The organism is Mesorhizobium sp. LMG17149 (assembly GCF_024518695.1).
GTDB lineage: Bacteria > Pseudomonadota > Alphaproteobacteria > Rhizobiales > Rhizobiaceae > Mesorhizobium.
On the sequence record NZ_JANIFL010000011.1, the window covers coordinates 52885 to 69972 of the forward strand.

Annotated in this window: 16 protein-coding genes; 8 read left to right on the forward strand and 8 right to left on the reverse strand. The window is 64.6% G+C overall.

The genetic code is table 11. The features are described 5' to 3' along the window. Positions 1-58: 58 nt before the first annotated feature. From NP945_RS24125 to NP945_RS24135, 3 genes are all read right to left on the reverse strand, one after another. On the reverse strand, positions 59-1429 hold the full coding sequence (locus tag NP945_RS24125) for a HAMP domain-containing sensor histidine kinase (RefSeq protein ID WP_256747727.1): 1371 nt from the start codon (positions 1427-1429) through the stop codon (positions 59-61). Continuing rightward, a complete protein-coding gene (locus tag NP945_RS24130; RefSeq protein ID WP_256747728.1) occupies positions 1426-2103 on the reverse strand; it encodes a winged helix-turn-helix domain-containing protein in 678 nt (225 codons plus the stop codon). The genes NP945_RS24125 and NP945_RS24130 overlap by 4 nt, the downstream gene beginning before the upstream one ends. 160 nt (positions 2104-2263) lie before the next feature. Next, the gene (locus tag NP945_RS24135) at positions 2264-3061 is read right to left on the reverse strand and encodes a hypothetical protein (RefSeq protein WP_256747729.1); all 798 of its coding nucleotides are present in this window, start codon (positions 3059-3061) and stop codon (positions 2264-2266) included. On the opposite strand from NP945_RS24135, the gene NP945_RS24140 reads away from it, so the two are divergent. Beyond that, the gene (locus NP945_RS24140) at positions 3060-3317 is read left to right on the forward strand and encodes a hypothetical protein (RefSeq protein WP_256747730.1); all 258 of its coding nucleotides are present in this window, start codon (positions 3060-3062) and stop codon (positions 3315-3317) included. The genes NP945_RS24135 and NP945_RS24140 overlap by 2 nt on opposite strands. 9 nt (positions 3318-3326) lie before the next feature. On the opposite strand, the gene NP945_RS24145 is transcribed toward NP945_RS24140, so the two are convergent. After that, positions 3327-3812: a hypothetical protein gene (locus NP945_RS24145; protein ID WP_127408814.1), complete on the reverse strand. Its 486-nt coding sequence runs from the start codon at positions 3810-3812 to the stop codon at positions 3327-3329. Between the two features lie 185 nt (positions 3813-3997). Here NP945_RS24145 and NP945_RS24150 point away from each other — a divergent pair, with 185 nt between their 5' ends. Together NP945_RS24150 and NP945_RS24155 are read left to right on the forward strand one after the other, a co-directional pair. After that, the gene (locus NP945_RS24150) at positions 3998-4399 is read left to right on the forward strand and encodes a RidA family protein (RefSeq protein WP_256747731.1); all 402 of its coding nucleotides are present in this window, start codon (positions 3998-4000) and stop codon (positions 4397-4399) included. 28 nt (positions 4400-4427) lie between these two features. Then, the gene (locus tag NP945_RS24155) at positions 4428-5660 is read left to right on the forward strand and encodes an amidohydrolase/deacetylase family metallohydrolase (RefSeq protein ID WP_256747732.1); all 1233 of its coding nucleotides are present in this window, start codon (positions 4428-4430) and stop codon (positions 5658-5660) included. 16 nt (positions 5661-5676) lie between these two features. Here the strand turns inward: NP945_RS24155 and NP945_RS24160 are convergent, their stop codons facing one another. After that, a complete protein-coding gene (locus tag NP945_RS24160; RefSeq protein WP_256747733.1) occupies positions 5677-7467 on the reverse strand; it encodes an NAD(P)/FAD-dependent oxidoreductase in 1791 nt (596 codons plus the stop codon). A 113-nt stretch (positions 7468-7580) separates the two neighbouring features. Continuing rightward, complete coding sequence (locus NP945_RS24165) at positions 7581-8525, reverse strand: MurR/RpiR family transcriptional regulator (protein ID WP_127273418.1); 945 nt, start codon at positions 8523-8525, stop codon at positions 7581-7583. Positions 8526-8862: 337 nt separating this feature from the next. Here NP945_RS24165 and NP945_RS24170 point away from each other — a divergent pair, with 337 nt between their 5' ends. The 5 genes from NP945_RS24170 to NP945_RS24190 all read left to right on the forward strand — a co-directional run bounded on the left by NP945_RS24170 (position 8863) and on the right by NP945_RS24190 (position 14761). Beyond that, positions 8863-9690, forward strand: a complete 828-nt coding sequence (locus tag NP945_RS24170; protein ID WP_127267334.1) for an ABC transporter ATP-binding protein — start codon at positions 8863-8865, stop codon at positions 9688-9690. Further along, positions 9687-10535 (forward strand): ABC transporter permease, encoded by an 849-nt coding sequence (locus tag NP945_RS24175; protein ID WP_256747734.1) that lies wholly within the window; start codon positions 9687-9689, stop codon positions 10533-10535. The genes NP945_RS24170 and NP945_RS24175 overlap by 4 nt, the downstream gene beginning before the upstream one ends. A gap of 69 nt (positions 10536-10604) precedes the next feature. Continuing rightward, on the forward strand, positions 10605-11768 hold the full coding sequence (locus NP945_RS24180) for an ABC transporter substrate-binding protein (protein WP_256747735.1): 1164 nt from the start codon (positions 10605-10607) through the stop codon (positions 11766-11768). Positions 11769-12031: 263 nt separating this feature from the next. Then, entirely contained in the window at positions 12032-13123 is a 1092-nt protein-coding gene (locus tag NP945_RS24185; protein WP_127267337.1) for a Gfo/Idh/MocA family protein, read from the forward strand. A 201-nt stretch (positions 13124-13324) separates the two neighbouring features. Continuing rightward, positions 13325-14761: an amidase gene (locus tag NP945_RS24190; protein ID WP_256747736.1), complete on the forward strand. Its 1437-nt coding sequence runs from the start codon at positions 13325-13327 to the stop codon at positions 14759-14761. Between the two features lie 281 nt (positions 14762-15042). On the opposite strand, the gene NP945_RS24195 is transcribed toward NP945_RS24190, so the two are convergent. Both NP945_RS24195 and NP945_RS24200 read right to left on the reverse strand, forming a co-directional pair. Further along, positions 15043-16287 (reverse strand): Xaa-Pro peptidase family protein, encoded by a 1245-nt coding sequence (locus tag NP945_RS24195; RefSeq protein ID WP_256747737.1) that lies wholly within the window; start codon positions 16285-16287, stop codon positions 15043-15045. 68 nt (positions 16288-16355) lie between these two features. Beyond that, on the reverse strand, positions 16356-16922 hold the full coding sequence (locus NP945_RS24200; RefSeq protein ID WP_256747738.1) for an invasion associated locus B family protein: 567 nt from the start codon (positions 16920-16922) through the stop codon (positions 16356-16358). Between the last annotated feature and the right edge of the window lie 166 nt (positions 16923-17088).

A 17088-nucleotide genomic window follows, 5' to 3' on the forward strand; every position in this document is an offset into this window, starting at 1 on the left:
AGGCGACCCCCTCTGTCGCCTTCGGCGACATCTCCCCCTCAAGGGGGGAGATCGGCCTCTAACCCGTCGCCAGCGGAAAACTCACCGCCACCGCAAGCCCGGGCTGCCCATCGCCCAGCGTGATCGATGCGCCATGCAGATCGGCAATCGCTCGCACAAGGCTGAGACCCAGCCCGCTGCCCGATGTCGACCGGCTATGGTCCAGCCGATAAAGCCGCTGAAACACTTTTTCATGTTCGTCGGCCGGAATGCCGGGACCGTTGTCGGCGACGCCGGCAACGACGCGTTCGTCCTGGCGCGCCGCCGACAGCTTTATCGTCGTGCCCGATGGACAATGGCGCAGCGCGTTCTCGACCAGATTGGCGAACATCTGCGTCAACAGCTCGCGATCGCCATGGATCCGGTCCGTCGTTTCCGGTGGTTGCGCCAACGACAGCGACTTTCCGTCGTCCTCGGCAACATCGGCATAGATCTCGGCGATGGTCTGCAGCACCTCGCCCAGATCGACATCGGTGAACCGCGCCCGGCGGGCGCCGGCTTCGATCTGCGCGATGCGCAGCAGCGCATCGAAGGTCTCGTTGATCTGCAGGCTCTCGGCATGCGCCTCGGCCAGTTCAGCCGCGATCTTCTGGCCCGACAGGTTCTTTTCCGATGCGGTGTCGAGGATCATCTGCAGCCGGTTGAGCGGCGTCTTCAGGTCGTGGGCGATGTTGGCGCTGACCTGTTTCATGCCTTCGACCAGTGCCGACAGGCGGTCGAGCGCGGCATTGACCTGGCTGGAGACGATGTCGATGTCGTCGCCCTTGCCGGTCAGGGGAATGCGGGTGTCCAGCCGTCCGTGCGAGACATCCACCATGGTGGCGGCGATGCCGTCGAGACGGCGCTGGACCCGCGAGGCCAGCAGGGCGCCGCCGGCGACCGCCAGCCCGGTGATGATCAGGGTTCCCCAGCCAAAGCTCATCAGCACGATCCTCTCCAGCTCCTCCGTCTCGGAAAGGCTGAAGGCTACGGTCAGGGTGTTGCCGCCGACGGGGCCGGAATAGGCGCGGTACTCGGCGCCGGGCGGTACGCCGGGCATTTCGGCGTCGAACATCGAGAAGCCGTCGGGAAGCCCTGCCGCGGTGAAGTTGCCGGCCAGGCGATTGCCCGTCGCGTCGGTCAGCGAAAACAGTTGCTCCTTCCTAGGGCTGCGCAGGGAGTGGCTGCCGACGGTCTCGACGAGCTCCTTGAGATCGTTCTCGGCATAGGTCGCGGCGACGACCGCGTAGGTCTCCTTGATGGTGTCGTCGAGCCGCTCGGCAAGATCGGCGCTCATCATCTGGTAGACGATGGCGCCTGACAGGACGAAGGCGAGCACGAACAGGAAGGCGAATGTCAGGGCCAGCCGGAACGGCGTGCTGCGCAGCAGGCGGGACCATGTTCCGGTCATGACGCCGCGTGCAGGCTGTAGCCGGTGTTGCGGACGGTGTGGATGAGCTGGGTTTCGAAGGGCTTGTCGACCTTGGCCCGCAGCCGGCTGATATGGGTCTCGACGACGCTGGTCCTGGGATCGAAATGAAAATCCCAGACGCGCTCCAGAAGCATGGTGCGGGTGATGACGCGGCCTTCGCCGCGCATCAGCACTTCCAGCAGGCTGAATTCCCTGGGCTGCAGGTCGATCGGCTGGCCCTGCCTCGTGACCCGCCGCATGATCAGGTCCATTTCGAGGTCGGCGACCCGCAGGACGGTTTTCTGCTCCTGCGCCGCCGGCCTCCGGCCAAGCGCGTTGATGCGGGCGAGAAGTTCGGAAAAGGCGAAGGGCTTGACCAGATAGTCGTCGCCGCCGGCCTCCAGCCCCTCGACGCGATCGTCGATGCCGCCGACGGAGGTGAGAAAGATCGCGGGCGTTCGTACGCCCGCGGCGCGCACCGCCTTGATCATCGACAGACCGTCGAGGCCGGGGATCATCCGGTCGGCGACGATCACGTCGTAATTGCCCCGGGTCGCCGCGAACAGCGCGTCATGTCCATTGCGCAGGAGGTCGCAGATATGGCCGGCCTCGGTCAGTCCCCTGACGATATAGTCGGCCGTCCTGTGGTCGTCCTCGACGAGAAGCAGTCGCATGAAAGGTCCGGTCCTTTGCCGAGGTGGAGAGGCTATCACCGGCACGGGCTTGTTCCTAGGATGTCACGAAGGCGCAGGTATGGTGGCGCTAGAACGTTCAAGATTGGCCGAAGCGGTGGGGTTTTCGGCAATTGTCAACGCTAGCGCATCCGCCCTGCACCTAGTCCAGGTCCAGCAACAGTTCATCGGCCTCGTCGGTTGCCTCCTTCAGGGTCATGTGCAGGACGAGGGCAATGATACAGCCAAGGAAGAGCAGGCTGGTGAAGATGGTGCCGAGACCCAGGCCGCCGTGCCTGGCCGACCGCGACAGCAGGTCGCCGAACGAAGCGCCAAGCGGCCGCGTCAGGATATAGGCGAGCCAGAAGGCCAGGATGCCGTCGAGATGCAGCAGCCAGTAGGCGAGCGCTATCAGCGCGATGGCACCGCCGAACAGCAGCCCCGTCGTGAGGTAGCCCATGTCGAAGCTTTCGGCGACGAGGTCGCCGGCGGCGGTGCCGAGCGCGAAGGTCAAGAGGATCGCCAGCCAGTAGAAGATCTCGCGCCTGATGGTGAAGATGGTGTGGATCGACAGCGTCCTTTCGCTGGCGTACCAGACCGCGAATGTCGCGGCGAGCGCGACCGAGAAGGCGATGGTTGCCGTCTGCAGGCGCACGCCGAAACTGTCGACGAGGCTGTCCGTCACCAGCGTGCCGACGATGCTGATCAGCACCACCGCCGGCCAATAAGCCCACGGCACATAGCATTTCCGGGTAAACTGCAGGACAAGGGCCGCGATCAGGATGCCGGTCATGATCAGCGAGGTGGCGGTCAGCCCGAGCCCGATTGTGTCGGCAAGATAATCCGCCGCGGTCTCGCCCGTGGTGACCGCCATCAGCTTGACCAGCCAGAAGTCGAGGGTGACGTCGGGAACCCTGTTGTGGCTCGGTGCGGCGGGTTGTTGCCTGTTGGGCGCGAGCATGGCTGAAGTCCAGAAGTCGACGGTTGCGGCGGGGCGATGGCGATCCGCCCCACGCATCGTAAGCAAACGAGTTCACACCGGCCTGTCCGGCGGCATACAAATTCGTAAGAATGGGCGCAAAAGGCATTGCCAATGTCTGGCGATGCGTTTGATGGAATGCGGCGCCTTGCATCCGCCATCGCTGTTCAACGGCTCGCTGATGGCGGCCGCGGTGCCGGGCCGCACGTTCGGCCCGACCCATCCTGCGCTCTGGTGATCGGTGGTTCTAGCTGCCGAGCGGATGCGGCATGTAGCCGACGAAGCCTGATATCTTCCAGCTGCCGCCGACCTTGCTGCAGAAATACAGCGTCTGCCATTTCAAGCGGTCGACGCTGCCGTCCGCCTTGGCAACCGAGCCGTCGAATTTCTTGTGCAGCACGGCGCGGTCGCCGTCGACATCGATGTCGCGCATGTTGGTGACGCGAAACAGCGCCTCGCGCAGCGGCTCGGCGAATTTGGTCGCCGCCGTCTCCCTGGCCTGGCGCAGCCATTCGTCGCGGTAGATGTCCAGCCTTGGAAACTGCAGCCGCCAGGCATCGGCATTGCTGAGGAAATGCGCGTGCATGCCGAAGAAGCTCTCGGCGACGAAATCATCCTCGACCATGGCCCAGTCCTGGCCGATGAAAGCGTCGATGTCGCGCCGCACCAGCATTTCCCAGAGCGCGTGGCGATCGGCATCGCCTGATGGAAACGGGTTCTTGTCGTAAGTCATCGCTGGGTGTCTCCGCTCTGGCAAATGCGTCTGTACGTTGCGGCTTCCAAGCCGCCCGTAAGCGCGTACGATGCAAGCGCTCTTGTAATAAAGCAACACGGATTTCGAAGAATGTTGCTTTCCAACAAGGCCCCCTATGAGGATCGCCCCGATCGGCGTAAATGTCGATCGAAGCGGGCGCTGCCATGGCACCCCGTCCTGTCATCAGAGGAGGCTGTCCCTTGCCGAAACAGTGTTTTGGAACATCGCATGTGCCGTTGTCGCCCGCCGTGCGGGCCGGCGATCTCGTCTATGTCTCGGGCCAGGTTCCCGTCGGCAGCGACGGCATCGTGGTCAAGGGCGGCATATCGGAACAGACCGAGCAGGTGCTCGCCAATATCAAGGCCGCGCTGGCGCTGGCCGGCTGCACCATGGACGATGTGGTGAAGACCACGGTCTGGCTGGAAGATGCGCGCGATTTCGGCGCCTTCAACGCGGTCTATGCCCGGCATTTCCCCAAAAACCCGCCGGCCCGCACCACGGTCGAATCGCGGCTGATGATCGACATCAAGATCGAGGTCGAGGCGGTCGCCTACCGGCCTCTGTAGGCAAAGCAACGAAGCGGAGGTGACCGCAATGCAATTCGACCTCCTGCTGAAGGGCGGACGGCTGATCGATCCGGCCGCTGGCCTCGACGCGCCGCGCGATGTCGCCATCGCCAATGGCCGCGTTGCCGCAGTCGATGCCGATATCCCGGCGGACAGCGCAGCGCAGATCGTCGATGCCGGCGGCTGCATCGTCACGCCGGGCCTGGTCGACCTGCACAGCCACGTCTATTGGGGCGGCACGTCGCTTGGCGTCGATGCCGACCGGCTGGCCGCCAAGAGCGGCACCACCACCTTCATCGATGCGGGCAGTGCCGGCGCCGGCAATTTCCTCGGCTTCCGCCGCCATGTCATGGAGCGGTCGAAGGTCCGCATCCTGGCCTATGTCAACATTTCCTTTGCCGGCATTTTCGGCTTCTCGCAGACAGTGTCGGTCGGCGAGTGCAGCGACCTCAGGCTGTGCGAGCCGCGCGAGGTTGTGGCAGCGGTGCGTGAACACCGCGATGTCGTGGTTGGCGTAAAAGTCCGCTCCGGCAAGCATGCCGGCGGCACCAGCGGCATCGCGCCGGTGGATCTGGCGCTGGAGGCCGCCGACCAGGCCGGCCTGCCGCTGATGGCGCATATCGACGAGCCGCCGCCCGGCCGCTCGGAAGTGCTGCCGCGGCTGCGCAAGGGCGACATTCTCACCCACTGCTTCCGGCCGTTTCCCAATGCGCCGGTATTTGCTTCCGGCGCGGTGCGGCCGGACATGCGGCTGGCGCGCGAGCGCGGCGTCATCTTCGACATCGGCCATGGCATGGGCTCGTTCGATTTCGCCGTTGCCCGCGCCATGCTCGAGGAAGGACTGGCGCCGGACGTGATCTCGAGCGACGTGCATCTCTACTGCGTCGACGGGCCGGCCTTCGACATACTGGTCTGCATGTCGAAGCTGCTGGCGCTCGGCATGCCGCTGGTCGAGGTCCTGCGCGCCGCCACGCAAGCGCCGGCGCGGGCGATCGCGCGGCCTGATCTGGGCACGCTGGCGGTGGGCACTGTCGGCGATGTCGCTGTGCTCCGGCAGCGCCCGGGCCGCTTCACCTTCGTCGATGCGGTCGGCGCGTCATTGGTCGCCGACCAGAGGCTGGTGTCGGATGGCATCGTTATCGGCGGCACCTGGTGGCCGAACGAGGCGGCTGATCACAACGAGACCGAGCGTTTCGTGGCGCAGGCGTCGCATACGCATGTTGAGGTGGCCGCGAGGCATTTTGGGCATCGGCACGATTAGCTCTTGCGGTAGATGGCTACCGCCCCGAATTGCTCGGCTTCCCATAAACCGGCGTCTCAATGCCCTCCATCCGCGCCTTGATCTGCAGCGCCACATATTTCGAATAGAAGCGCGACAGCGCCAGATTGCCGCCGTGGAACCACAGCGCTTCCTGCGCGGTCGGCTTCCACATGTTGCGCAGCTCGCCTTGCCAGGGTCCGGGGTCGCCCTTTACGCCCGAGCCAAGCCCCCAGCAGGGGCCGACCTTGTCGGCGACTTCGCGCGAGACGATCGAAGCCACCGTCTCGTTCATCGACTGATAGCCGGTGCAGGCGATGATGGCGTCGGCGGCGAGTTCACTGCCGTCTTCGAACAGGATGCCGCTCGGGGTCAGCGACTTGATGGCGACGCCGCTGCGGATGCCGATCTTGCCGTCGATGATCAGGTCGGAAGCGCCGACATCGATATAGTAGCCGGAGCCGGTGCGGTAGGCCTTCATCAGAAGGCCGGTCTCGTCGTCGCCGAAATCGAGGGCGAAGCCGGCGGCGCGCAAGCGGTCGTAAAAGGCCGCGTCGCGCGCCTTGATCACCTCGTAGAGCGCCCGCTGGCCCTTGGGCACCAGCGCGAACGGCGTCGAGGCGACGATCATGTCGGCCTTCTCGGTGGTGATGCCGCGCGCCAATGCGTCTTCCGAGAAGATCTCGAAACCGACTTCCATCAGCGTGTCCGATTTGACCACCGTCGTCGGTGAGCGCTGGATCATGGTGACCTCGGCGCCGCTTTCCCAGAGGTCGACGCAGACGTCATGGCCGGAACTGGCCGCGCCGATGACGGCCACCTTCCTGCCGCGGAATCTGTCGCCGCTGGCATACTGGCTGGAGTGCAGCAACTCGCCCTTGAACCGGTCGGCGCCCGGCAGATCGATCCGCCGTGGCGGACCGTAGGCGCCGGTGGCAAAGACGATGTGCTTCGGCTTCAGCGTGATCTGGCGGCCGACGCGGTCGACGACCACGGTCCAGACTTTTTCGGCCTCATCATAGGACGCGCTCAGGCATTTCGTGGCGACCCAGTAATTGAGTTCCATGACGCGCGTGTACATTTCCAGCCAGTCGCCCATCTTGTCCTTGGGCGTGAACACCGGCCAGTTTTCGGGGAAGGGAATGTAGGGCAGATGGTCGTACCAGACCGGATCGTGCAACACGAGCGTGCGATAGCGGTTGCGCCAGGAATCGCCCGGCCGCGCATTCTTCTCGATGACGATGGTGGGCACGCCGAGCTGGCGCAGCCGCGCCCCCAGCATGATGCCGCCCTGGCCGCCGCCGATGACCAGGCAGTAGGGCTGTTCCTCGGTGCCGAGCTCGCGCGTCTCGCGCGCCCGCGCCTCCGACCAGGTCTCGCGCCTGGGATCGGCCTTGTGGCGCACGCCAAGCGGCCGCTTCGCCCCCTTGCGCTCCTCGAAGCCTTTCAGGTCCGTCATTGCCGTGAACAGCGTGCGGCAGCGGCCGTCGCGCAGCCGCATGATGCCCTCTCCCCTGGCCACCGCGGTTTCGAAGCTGAACCACGCCTCGATGGTGCCATCGTCCGAGATCGCCTCGCCGGTCAGTTGCCACGCGCTCGGCTTGGCCGTCGCCAGCGTCGCCGCCAGCATGTCGGCGATCGCTTCGCGGCCTTCCATGGTGGTGATGTTCCAGGTGAAGGTCAGGAGATCGCGCCAGTAGCAATCGTCGACGAACAGGTTGCTCGCAGCGGCCACGTCGCCGGCTGCGAGTGCCTGCGCCAGGGATTCGAGCCATGCGGCTGCCTGTTTCGTCGGTGCTATTTCGAGCATTTCTTTCCTCTTTGTGCATGCGCCCAATCCAAGTTGGGATCATCAATTGTTGAACTCGGCGCCGCCCCTCATCCGCCTGCCGGCACCTTCTCCCGTGAACGGGGAGAAGGGAGCTAGTCTCCGAGCGGCTCCATCTCCTTGCCGGTGCGGTGGATCTGGGCGTTGTATTTGATGCGGCGCACCGTCTCGCGGGCCGAACCGTCGAGCTTGTAGGCCGAGGCCACCGCCAGAAGGTCGATCGCCGCCAGGAAGGCGAAGCGCGAGGCCGTCGGCTTCAGCGTGTCGGGATATTCCGGCACCGCCACCGTCAGCCTGACGTCGCAGGCGCGGGCGAGTTCGGTGTCGGGCGCGGTTACGGCGATGGCGTTGGCGCGGTAGTGCTTGGCGAGCTCGACGGCCTCGATCACCTCGCGGGTGCGTCCGGTCGCCGAAATGGCGATCACCAGATCGCCCGGCTTGAGCGTCGAGGCGGTCATGCGCATCAGATAGGGGTCGCACTGGGCGCTGACGGTGATGCCGTAGCGGAACAGCCGGTATTGGGTTTCCTGCGCCAGCGCCGAGGAGCTGCCGCCGAGGCCGAACACGGTGACCTGGCGCGCCTTGGCGATCAGATCGGCGGCTTTCTGCAGCTGCGCCGGGTCGAGCTGCCGCTCGGCCTCCTGCAGCGCCCGGCGCGCCTCGCCGAATACGGCGTTCCAGAACGGCATGCCATTGTCATTGCTGACGGAGGGCGACTTGGCCAGATAGAGCGCACCGACGACGAGGCTCTGCGCCAGCTTCAGCTTGAAGTCGCGCACGCCCTCGCAGCCGATGGCGCGGCAGAACCGGGTCACCGTCGGTTCGCTGACCCCGGCGCGCTGGGCAAGGGCGGCGTTGGAGGCGTCGACGGCATATTTGACGTCGTCGAGCACGACATCGGCGACACGCCGTTCGGCCGGGCGCAATTCGCTGTAGGAATCCTTGACCAGCGAGATGATGTCGGGAATGCGCCGGACAGGATCGCGCCCCTCGGTATCCTGGCCTGGAACAGGCTCGTCCTGGCTGCCAGCTTCGTTCATGGGGTCCTGGTCTTTCCCTGGGTTGCGAGGCTGCCGTCTTAGCATGTTTGCACGCCCTGGCTCCACGCGCCCGACCGCATCGCAACCGCAGCGTGTCGTAGGGTAAAGATCACCTTCCTCCGGTCCTCTCCGATCCGTGTCAGTTCCGAAGTATGTAGGAAAGCAACATGCATTTCAAGGCCGCAAAACCGATATTAAAACAAGCAGATAGGCATACTAATCGATTTTCCTGATACGGTGGCCATCGTCGGTGCTTGACAGGAAAGTAGGATAGTTACAGACTGATTTTCGCTGGGGATGAGCCAATGGATCATCGCGCAATCTTCCCGGGGGGCAGATGAATACGGGCGATGCAAAAAAGCCGAAGCTTGGCGTGCAGGCAGCGACCAAGATCTATCACACGGCCTCCGGCGACCTGCTGGCGCTGGACCGCTGCAGCCTAGATGTCAGCGCCAATGAAATCGTCTCGATCGTCGGCCCTTCCGGCTGCGGCAAGACCACGCTCTTGTGGTCGATGTCGGGCCTGCACAGCCTGACCAGCGGCGAGATCCGGCTCGATGGCAAGGCCATCACCGGTCCGCATCCCGATATCGGCATCGTCTTCCAGGAGGCGAACCTCCTGCCGTGGCGCAATCTCGACGCCAACATCCGCTTCCCTTTCGAGATCAAGGGCGAGAAGCCGGACCGGGCGTGGATCGCGCATCTGCTCAACCGGGTCGGGCTCGACGGCTTCGGCGGCAAGTTTCCGCGTGAGCTGTCGGGCGGCATGCAGCAGCGTGCGGCGATCGTGCGGGCGCTGGCGCTGAAGCCCTCGGTGCTTTTGATGGACGAGCCGTTCGGCGCGCTCGACAGCTTCACCCGCGAGGAGATGAACCGGCTGGTCGAGGAGATCTGGCTCGACACCAAGACAACGATCGTCTTCATCACCCACTCGATCGAGGAGGCGATCTTCCTCTCCGACCGGGTCGTGGTGCTGAGCGCCCGGCCGGGCCGCGTCGCCAAGGAATATCGCGTGCCGTTTGCGCGGCCACGCTCGCTGGAGATCATGGCGACGAAGGAGGTCTTCGACCTCACCAACCGTATCAAGATGGACATTGTCGGCGAACGCACGCGGCCAAAAGCGCCGGAGCGCGCGAGCGCCGAGATCGTGAGGATCAGGCCGTGAGCGGAGGCGACGCCATTCCGGAATTCTCCAAATCCAAGTCTGCCGACGGCGACGAGGTCAGCCTGACCAATCTGTCGGCCTTCGCCAGCGGCCCCGGCATCAAGTCGGGCAAGGAGGTGGCGGCCATTCTTGCCGTGGCGGTGATCATCATCGGCGGCATCGAACTGGCGCTGCGGCTGTTCCACGTGCCGCTCTACATCATGCCGCCGCCGAGCTCGATCGCCTATGCGCTGTTCGACGAGTTCCCGCTGATCGCGCCGCATCTCGGCTACACGCTCGTCGAGCTGGTGTCCGGCTTCACCATCGGCGCCATCATCGGCCTGGTGCTGGCCGCCGTCATCACCCAGTTTCCGTTCGCCGAGAAGATCGTCGCGCCCTACATCCTGCTTCTGGTCACCACGCCGATGCTGGCACTGGTGCCGCTTCTGATCCTGCGCTTCGGCTTCGGCTACACGCCGCGCATCATCGCGGTGGCGCTGGCCGCCGGGCCGATGGTGATGATCAATGCCGCCACCGGCTTTCGCCGCGTCGACAGCGCCAAGATCGCGCTGGCACGCTCCTATGGCGCCAGCACCCTGCAGATCTTCTGGAAAATCCGAGCGCCGATGGCGCTGCCGATGATCCTGGTCGGGCTGATGATCGGCGCCATCTTCGGTCTGCTGACCGCGGTCGGCGCCGAAATGGTCGGCGGCGGCTTCGGCCTCGGCAACCGGCTGACCACCTATTCGTCGATGATCCAGATGCCGCAGTTCTTCGCCGTGGTGCTGATCCTGTCGACGCTCGGCATCCTGATCTACGTGCTGTTCTTCCTGATCGGCAAGAAATGGGCGAGCTGGGAGGCTTGAACACAGGGATATGACGGCGCCCGGGAGGCGGCGGCAAGAGACTGACATCAAACAAAAAAGGGGAATGCTATGACCAAAGAAAACTCCATCAGCCCGGCGGGCATCAGCCGCCGCTACTTCCTGCAGGTGACCGGCGCCGGGCTGGTGACCGCGACGGCGCTTGGCGCCACCGGCCTCAAGGCCAGGGCCGAACCCTACGGAAAATTCACCTGGATCTCGCCGCGCGGCACGCTCGAAGTGCTCGACGACTATCCCTACTGGGCAGCCAAGAAGGCCGGCTATTTCGATGGGCTGGACACCGACATGCAGCCGGGGCCGTCGGACGGCACCGCGACGGTGAAGTTCGTCGATGTCGGCCAGGCCGATATGGGCTTCCCGTCGCCCGGCGTGTTCTCTTTCGCCATCCAGAACGGCATGAAGCTGAAGTCGGTGTTCCATATGGGCGCCCGCGACACGTTCAGCATCGCCTTCCGCAAGGGCGAGGGATCGAACGATCTGAAGAAGCTGGAAGGCAAGACCATCCTGCTCGGCTCCGCCGCCTGGCAGTCGATCACCGACCCGCTGCTGGCGGCGCAGGGCGTCGACATCAAGAAGGTCAAATATGTCGAAGCCGGCTGGCCGACATGGGGCACGGCTCTTGCCGGCGGCCAGGGCGACGCTGCCCTGTCGTGGGAAGGCCTACGCGCCGAATGGATCGCCAAGGGGCTCGACTTCGAATACTGGCTCGGCGTGCAGAACTCAAAGCTGCCGGCCAATACTTTCGTCGTGCGCGCCGCCGATCTGGAGGACGCCGACAAGAAGGCGTTGCTGGAAAAGTACCTGCGCGGCTGGGCGATGGGCCTCGAATTCGGCTACCAGAATCCCCGCGCGGCGGTCGAAGCGGTGTTCGAGCAGTTCCCGACGCTGGCCAAGAATCTCGGGCCGGAGCTTGGCACCACCTCGATCCTGCAGCAGATCAACGTCTTCCGCGGCGACATGGACAAACGCGGCGGCTGGGGCTCGCACGACATGGCGAGCTGGCAGGGCTTCTTCGACGAGATCCACAAGATCGGCCAGATCACCGCTCCGGTGAAGGCCGAGGATGTCTGCACCAACGATTTGATCGGCCCGGCCAATGATTTCGACAAGGCCAAGGTCAAGGCCGATGCCGACGGCGTCAAGCTGTCGGAAGGTTTTGCCGCGCTCGATGTCGAGAAGATCAAGGCGCATCTGTTCGATTCGGCGGTGAAGTAGGGCTGGCAATTGTCCAGGTCAGCGCCGCCCCTCACCTGCCTGCCGGCATCCTCTCCCCGTAAACGGGGCGAGGGGACGCTGTCGTTGATGATTTCGCCAATCGCCAACATTGCGGCCAGCCCTTTCTCCCCGTCACTATACGGGGAGAAATGCCCGGCAGGGCAATGAGGGGCGGCGCCAACCTAAGGTGATTGTCCTGGATAAACATGCGGGCGACGGCAACAGCGCCGCCTGTGATTTAATCAAGAATTTGGGAGGCAGCGGTGTCCGACAGAGTAAAAGTGCTGGTGGTGGGTCTCGGCAATATGGGTGCGTCGCATGCCAGCGCGTATCACCGGCTCGACGGTTTCGAGATCGTCGGCATTATGAGCCGCTCGATCAAGAGCAACACGAAGATTCCGGGAGAGTTAGCCGGCTACCCACTCTACGAGGATTTCGACCAGGCGCTGAAGGAAACAAAACCGGACGCGGTGTCGATCAACAGCTGGCCGAACACCCACGCCGAATATGCGCTGAAGGCAATCGCCGCCAACTGCCATGTGTTCATGGAAAAGCCGCTCGCCACCAACAATGAGGATGCCGAGAAGGTTGTCGCGGCGGCGCGGGCGAAGAACCGCAAGCTGGTGCTCGGCTATATCCTGCGCGTCCACCCGTCATGGATCAAGTTCATCGAGGTCGGGAAGACGCTCGGCAAGCCGCTGGTGATGCGGCTCAACCTCAACCAGCAGAGCAGCGGCAGCGCCTGGCACTGGCACAAGAACCTGATCGATTCGCTGATCCCGATCGTCGATTGCGGCGTCCACTATGTCGACGTCATGTGCCAGCTGACCGGCGCCAAGCCAGTGCGCGTGCATGGCATCGGCGCCAAACTCTGGGCGGAGGCCGACAAGCAGAATTACGGCCACCTGCACGTCACCTTCGATGACGGATCGGTCGGCTGGTACGAAGCGGGCTGGGGCCCGATGATGAGCGAGACGGCCTATTTCGTGAAGGACGTGGTCGGCCCCAAGGGCGCGGTGTCGATCGTCGCCGGCCAGCAGGCAAGCAATGCTGCCGAACTTGCAGAGGTTTCGAGTTCCGCCGACATCGACCGCCACACCAAGACCGATGCGCTGAAGATCCATTATGCTCAGGTCGACGGCGACAAGAATTTCTCGAAGCCCGACGAGATCGTCAGCATGGAGGACGAGCCCGGCCACCAGGAGCTCTGCGACCGCGAGCAGGCCTTCTTCCTGCGCGCCATCCGCGAGGATCTCGACCTCACCGAGCAGATGGATGCGGCGGTCAACAGCCTGCGCATCGTGCTGGCCGCTGAACAGAGCATCGCACTCGGGCGGACCATCGACCTGGCCTGACGCAATCCGGCTGCTGGCGGCAATCGTTTCAGGCCGGCGCTGCCCCTCACCCTTACCCTCTCCCCGTGAAGAACGGGGAGAGGGGGTCGTCAGCGTTGGAGCGTCTCCCTTCTCCCCGTCACTATACGGGGAGAAGGTGCCGGCAGGCGGCTGAGGGGCGGCGCCAACGTTGGCAAGATCAACGAACGACGGGAGAGAGACATGGTCACCGAAAGTCTGCTGAAAACCTATGCCGAGTCCGACGCGCTCGACCTTGCGGCACTTGTGAAGCGGGGCGACGTTTCACCGGGGGAACTGGTGGAGGCGGCGATCACGCTGGTCGAGCGGCTCAACCCGACGCTCAATGCGGTCATCCATCGCCTCTACGACATGGCGCGCGCCCAGGCCGAGACAATCGACACATCAGCGCCCTTCGCCGGCGTGCCGTTCCTGCTCAAGGAGCTGGCCTCGTCCTGGACCGGGGCACCGAACACCAACTCCTCATTCTACCTCAGGGATGTTGTTGCCGATTTCGACACCGAAGTCGTTCGCCGCATGAAGGCGGCCGGGCTGGTGCTGGTCGGCAAGTCGAACGCGCCGGAGAACGGTTGGTCGATCACCACCGAACCAAAACTCTACGGTGTGACCAAGAACCCGTGGAAGGAAGGCATCACGCCCGGCGGCTCGAGCGGCGGCGCTGCCGCGGCCATCGCTTCGCGCATGGTGCCGATCGCCGAGGCCAGCGATGGTGCAGGCTCGATCCGCATTCCGGCCTCCTGCTGCGGTATCGTCGGGCTGAAACCGTCGCGCGGCCGCGTCAGCCTCGCGCCGTTCGGCGACTATTGGTATGGCGGCGCGTACTTCCTGTGCTGCTCGCGCACCGTGCGCGACACGGCGGCCTATCTCGACGCGGTTGCCGGCGCGCTGCCGGGCGACCCCTATACGCCGCCGGTGCCCGATGGTTCTTGGCTCAGCCTGTCGGCACGGGCGCCAAAGAAGCTGCGCATCGGCTTTTCCGTCACGCCACCCAACGGCACGGCGATCGATGCGGAGGTGAAGGCGGCGGTGCTGGCAACCGTGGCTGCGCTCGAGCGGCTCGGCCACGACGTCGAGGAGCACGATATGCCGCTCGACGCGAACGCTGTGTGGAAGACCTACACCAATATGACCTGCGTGCAGACGGCGGCGACGTTCGACTACCTTGAAACGGTGATCGGCCGGCCGGTGACGCCAAGCGATGTCGAGGCGGTGACTTGGGCAATCATCGAGCGCGGCCGCTCGACCAGCGGCACCAGGCACATCTCCGATGTCGAGCAGCTCAGGCAGGTCGGCCGCGACATCGTCGGCGACCTCGGCGCCTACGATCTCTTCATCACCCCGACCCTGACGCAGCTGCCGCGCCCGCTCGGCTATTACGACATGTCGGAAACCGACATCGACCGCTACAACGCCAAATGGACGGACTCGGTGTTTGCCTTCCCCTTCAACATCTCCGGCCAGCCGGCGATCTCGCTGCCGCTCGGCTGGTCGAAAGACGGCGTGCCGATCGGGGTGCAACTGGTCGGCCGCTACGGCGACGAGGCAACGGTGCTGGCTGCGTCGGCGCAACTGGAGCAGGAGATGCCGTGGAAGGGGAGAAGGCCGGCGGTGAGTGGTTAATTGCTGGCGGATGGCGCGCGGCTTCGAGATTGGCCAAATCGCCCATCGCTTCGTCATCCACGGGCGGAGCAAGGAGCGCAGCGACGCAGCGCAGACCCGAGGATCCATGCCGCGACTTCAAAGCGTCGCTACGATGAAGAGTTCTGCTCCGCTGCATTCCTCGGCCAAGGTCACGGCATGGATCCTCGGGTCTCCGCGACGGAGCTTCGCTCCTGCTCCGCCCGTGGATGACGAAGGTGGGGAGGCTTCGGCCAATCTCCAGCGTGCAGACTCAAAGCCGGCTAACCAATCCTCTCCAGCCGCCTGGGCAGGCGGTTCATCGGCTTGGGCCCGTCCGGCGTGATCAGGAACTGGTCCTCGAGATTGAAGCTGGCGAGGCCGTCTATGTAGAGCGGGATCTCGAAGGCCAGCACCATGCCGGCTTCGATGACGACATCGCTGTCGGCGGCGATGAACGGCCATTGCTCCGAGAAGACCGACTGGCCGACGCCATGGCCGAAATGACCGCGGCGGTAGGTGCGCAGCCCTTGCCGCGCCAGGCTGTCGGTGGCGACGCGATGCACGTGGGCGAGCCTGGCTCCCGGAACAAGCGCGGCCAGCCCGTCGTCAAAGGCCCGCTCGGTGATCGCGTGCAGTTCGGCCTGCTCGGCGGATGGCGATCCGAAGGTGAAGTTGCGCGACATGTCGGAGGCGTAGCCGCCGACCGTGCAGACCATGTCGCACTTCAGCGGATCGCCAGGCATGGCTTTCGCATCGGTGCTTTTGAGCCGGGCGCCCAGCGTCACATATTCGGCTGTGGCGACCGGATCGGACAGGCCTGACGCGGCCGTGGCGACGCCTTGCCGATAGAGGGCAATGAGATCGCCCTGACGCATGCCGGCCATGGCATCGACCTGCAGCCGCTCCAGCCCGGCTTCCGACAGGATGATGCCTTGCTGGAGCAGATCGATCTCGCGCGGCGACTTGATGGCCCGCAACCTGTCGAGCACGGCCGAGCCGTCGACCATCGTGCAGCCCGGCAGCAGCGCCTGCATGACCGAGAGATCGGCGGCGGGAATAAAATCGAGATCGACGCCGATCCTTGCGCGCTCAAGTCCGAACCCGCTCAGGATCTCCTTCAGTTCGCGGACGGAACGGGCAAGTTCGAATGTTGCCGGCCGGGAAAAACCAGGCGCCCGGCCAGACGAGGCAAGGCCGGCCTCGACGCGTTGCGCCAGCCCTTGCCCTGCGGTCGAGGCGTCAAGCGTGGCGGTTTCGATCCAGATCGGGTGGCTGCGGATGACGGCATCCGACAGAGCCAGTTGCAGCTGTCCCGCATTGAAATCCGCCACCACGACGCCCATCGGCAGGTCTCGGCCAGCCGGGATGACGACGAAGCCGGCGCCGGCGCGCCGGAACAGTCCCGACGGCCCGATCGAGGCTCCGGTCGCATAGTGGAAGGCCTCAGGCGCGCACAGCACCAGCGCCGCGATGCCGGCGCGGTCCATCAGTTGCGCCGCGCGCTGGCGATCGACAAAGCCTGTCATGGGTTTCTCCACTGTCCGAAGCGGCAACGGAGCATTCCGGGTGCGCACAATCAAGCCGCTGGCAGCAGCTACTTGATCGATTCCAGCTTGGCCACGGCGGCGGTGAAGCCGGCCAGCGACACCGGGATGGTGACCGGTTTGCGGGTGACCGATTCCATGCCGATGTTCAGATTGGTCCCGGACTTCATGGCCTTGATGAGATCCGCCGACAACGGCGTGGCGGCATAGGCGCCGTTCTGGTCGCTGGTCTGGATGGCAATCGTCGTCTTCTGGCCCTGGTCGATCTGGAAGGAGGCGCCGGACGGCAGGAACAGGCCGTGCGGCAGGGCAAGCAGCATGGCGAGGCTGCCATTGCCGTTGTCGCGGCGCACGGTCACGGTCAGCACGCGCTGCCCGGTCTTGGCCTCGGTCAGGTTCTGCGACACCTGGCACTGAAGCTCGGTGGTCGCCGAACCGGAGGAGCAGTTCACCGCCCACGGATTGGCATCGGCCGGTTTTGCATTGGTTTCAGCCGGCTTTGGCTGGGCCGGCTTGGCATCTTCGGCAAGGGCTGGGCCGGCGGCCAGACCAAACCACAGGGCGGCCAGCCCCGCGGCCACGCCAAGTAAATTAGATCGAGCTAAAGTAAGTGCCATGTTGTTTTGCCGGATGCCTTGCATGTTTCCTCGCCGCGCCCCGGTATTCTCCCGAGCATGGCTTGATACAACACTGGCGACTGTTCCGAAAGCCGAGCCGGAGGCAAGCAAGCCGGCGAAATTACTGTGGCCTTTCGGACACAGCGAGCAATTTTGCAGGAAAGCT